Annotated in this window: 3 protein-coding genes; 2 read left to right on the forward strand and 1 reads right to left on the reverse strand. The window is 70.4% G+C overall.

Annotation, left to right across the window (positions count from 1 at the left end; translation table 11 throughout):
• Window positions 1-287: FAD-binding protein (locus tag VKN16_12975; GenBank protein ID HME95117.1), on the reverse strand; the 287-nt coding region annotated here is incomplete at its 3' end.
• Window positions 288-357: 70 nt separating this feature from the next.
• Here VKN16_12975 and VKN16_12980 point away from each other — a divergent pair.
• Both VKN16_12980 and VKN16_12985 read left to right on the forward strand, forming a co-directional pair.
• The gene (locus tag VKN16_12980; GenBank protein HME95118.1) at window positions 358-1,101 is read left to right on the forward strand and encodes a helix-turn-helix domain-containing protein; all 744 of its coding nucleotides are present in this window, start codon (window positions 358-360) and stop codon (window positions 1,099-1,101) included.
• 197 nt (window positions 1,102-1,298) lie between these two features.
• Window positions 1,299-2,681 (forward strand): sulfatase-like hydrolase/transferase, encoded by a 1,383-nt coding sequence (locus VKN16_12985; GenBank protein HME95119.1) that lies wholly within the window; start codon window positions 1,299-1,301, stop codon window positions 2,679-2,681.
• Window positions 2,682-2,689 lie beyond the last annotated feature (8 nt).

Raw genomic sequence — 2,689 nt, forward strand, 5'->3', positions numbered from 1 at the left:
GTCGCGGTGCCGCCCACGTTGTGGCCGCCGCCGCGCACGGCGACAACCAGCTGCCGCTCGCGGGCGAACCGCACGGCGGCCCGGACGTCGGCGACGCCGGTGCAGCGGGCAACGAGCGCGGGGCGGCGGTCGATGGCGCCATTCCAGACGCGGCGAGCGGCCTCGTACGGCGGATCGCCCGCCCGGATCAGCTCACCGCGAAACTGTCGCGCGAGGTCCGCGAGGGCGGCATCGTCCAGGACCGGGACGTTACGATCGTCGGCGTCGAGCACGGGTAGGGTAGCCATGGCGCACCTCCTTGCCACGGCAGGATCGCCCCGGCGCCGGTCCACGGAAACACCAGAAAATGGAGTTGCGGTGACCGGCGCGGCTCACTACGCTCGGGTCACCATGAAGGGCTACGGGCAGTTCTGCCCGGTCGCCAAGGCGGCCGAGATCGTCGCCGAGCGGTGGACCCCGCTCGTGCTCCGGGAGCTGCTCTGCGGCAGCCGCCGATTCAGTGATCTCCACCGCGGGGTGCCGCTCATGTCGCCCACGCTGCTCGCCCAGCGCCTGGAACAGCTCGAAGACGCCGGGATCGTCCGGAGCGCGCCGCGGCCACACGGGCGCGGGCGTGAGTATCAGCTCACCGCGGCTGGGGAGGAGCTGCGGTCGCTGATCGACCGGTTCGGCGAGTGGGGCCAGCGGTGGGCCCGCGCCCAGATCGGCCGCGACGACCTGGACGCGGGGCTGCTCATGTGGGACATCCACCGTCGTGTCGACGTCGAGGCGCTGCCGTCGCAACGGGTCGTCGTCCGCCTCGACTTCCGCGGCGCCCCGGCCACCATGCGGTGCTCGCGAACGTGGTGGCTCCTCCTCTCCCGGTCGGAGGTCGATCTCTGTCTCAAGGACCCCGGCTTCCCGGTCGACGTCGTCGTGACCGCGGATCTACGGACGCTCACCCGGGTCTGGATGGGCGACGTCCCCATGGCCGCGGCGCTCCGTGAGGGCTCGATCCGGCTCGAGGGGCCGCCGGTCCTCGTCCGCGCCTTCCCGACCTGGCTCCGTCTGAGCAGCTTCGCCCGCATCGAGCGAGTCGCCAGCATCACCGCGGCGCGGTAGCCCCGATTCGGGCGCGGAGCCGTCTTCGCGGGCGGGCTCGACGATGACGGGAAAGTCGATGTCGTGCGCCGAGTCGAGCCTCCCACGCCGGACCACCGCCCGGGCCAGCGCCACGCCTCGACACTCGCCTCGTGCAAAGCTGGGCCGATCCGGTTAGTCTTGGCCTCGATCTCTCCATCGAGCACGCCGGAGGCGTGGTGAAGAGGCCCAACGTCCTCGTGATCTTGATCGACGACCTGCGCCACGACGAGCTCGGCGTCGGTGGTCACCCGTACATGAAGACGCCGCACGCCGACCGCATCGCCTACGAGGGCGCCCTGTTCGAGCGGGCATTTCACACGACCCCCATCTGCTCGCCGAACCGGGCGTCGGTGATGACCGGTCAGTATGCGAGCCGGCACGGCATCATCGACAACGTCGCGCGTGACGCGGCCAGCCACCGGCTGCCGAACTACCACCTGGCCCTGCAGGCGCTCGGGTACGAGACCGCGCACGTGGGCAAGTGGCACATGGGCAACGACGGCCGGCCGCGTCCGGGCTACGACCACTGGGTCAGCTTCGACGGGCACGGGCGGCTGAACGATCCCACGCTCAACGTGAACGGTCGCTACGAGAAGCACCCGGGCTACATGACGGACGTGCTCAATGGGTTTGCCCTGGACTTCGTCTCGCGCAAGCACGAGCGTCCATGGGCGCTGTTCTTCGCCCACAAGGCGGTGCATCCCGACGCCTTCCAGCACCCGGACGGTACGCTCGACCTCGCCCAACGCGGAGGCTACCGGGTGGCGGAGCGCCACCAGGGCCTCTACGAGGGCTGCGTGTTCCCGCGGAAGCCGAACATGCGGTCGCCGGTGGAGGTCGTGAAGGACAAGCCGGCGTGGACCGAGGCGATGGCGCTCAAGCAGTCGGACGCCGCGAAGGCCATCCTGGACACGATCCGGCCGGGCTCGCAGGAGGAGATCCGGCTCCGGGCCGGCATGATGGCGGCGGTGGACGAGGGCGTCGGCACGCTCTTCGAGGCCCTGGAGCGATCCGGCGCGCTCGACGACACGATCATCGTCTTCTTCGGCGACAACGGGTACTTCTTCGGCGAGCACGGGCTCGGGCCGGAGCGCCGGTTCCCCTACGAGGAGGGTATCCGATCTCCCTTCCTCGTGCGCTATCCGAGGCGGATCAAGGCCGGGACTCGCCTCCGCGAGCTGGTGATCTGCCAGGACCTCGCCCCGACGCTCATCGAGCTCGCGGGCGGCCGGCCGGGCCGCCAGATCCAGGGCCGCTCGCTGGTGCCGCTCTTCTCCGGGCGGAGGCCTGCGTGGCGCAAGTCGTTCCTCATCGAGTACTGGGCCGAGAACGCCATGCCCTGGCTGGTGGGCATGACCTACAAGGCGGTGCGGACCGACCGCCACAAGTACATCCACTGGGTCAACAAGAATCGCGGCCACGAGCTCGACGAGCTGTACGATCTCGAGACCGATCCGTTCGAGCTACGCAATCTGAACCGGAGCCGGTCCCACGCGCGCGTACGCGAGAAGCTCCGCCGGGAGCTGGGGCGGCTCGTGGTCGAGGCGCTGGGCATCTAGCCGGGCGC

It is taken from the genome of Candidatus Methylomirabilota bacterium (genome assembly GCA_035315345.1).
In the GTDB taxonomy this organism is placed as follows: Bacteria; Methylomirabilota; Methylomirabilia; order Rokubacteriales; family CSP1-6; genus CAMLFJ01.